Annotated in this window: 1 protein-coding gene; it reads left to right on the top strand. The window is 70.7% G+C overall.

The genetic code is table 11. The annotated features are described in order from the left end of the window. Positions 1–447: histidine kinase (locus CCN51_RS51635; RefSeq protein WP_245881893.1), on the top strand; the 447-nt coding region annotated here is incomplete at both ends.

The following is a 447-nucleotide window of genomic DNA, read 5'->3' as shown; positions in this document are numbered from 1 at the left end:
TCGATCGCGGTCACCCCGGCGGAGATGGGGCTGATGCTCAGCATCGTGGGCCTCTACACCCTGGCCGCCTCGGAGGTGCCGCGCCGGATCACGGCCGTGCTGGCCGGTATGTCGGGCGTGGGCACGCTGATCATCTCGACCATCCGGTTCCAGGAGGACATGCACCGCGGCAGCGGCCCCGCGGAACCCACCGTATGGATGATTCCGCTGGTCGCGGTGGTGATGTCCCTGGGTCTTACCGCGCCGCCCATCCTGCTCGGGCTGTACGTCAGGGCCAGGCGCCGGCTCGTGGAGAGCTTGCGGGAGCGGGCGGACGGTCTGGAGCGCGAGCTGTCGCTGCTGGCGGACCGGGCGGAGGAGCGGGCCGAGTGGGCCCGTAACGAGGAGCGCACCCGTATCGCGCGGGAGATGCATGACGTGGTGGCGCACCGGGTGAGCCTGATGGTG

Source organism: Streptomyces milbemycinicus (genome assembly GCF_002154605.1).
GTDB lineage: Bacteria > Actinomycetota > Actinomycetes > Streptomycetales > Streptomycetaceae > Streptomyces > Streptomyces milbemycinicus.
The sequence above is the reverse complement of the archived record's forward strand: the minus strand, read 5'-3'. Positions and strand labels throughout refer to the sequence as shown.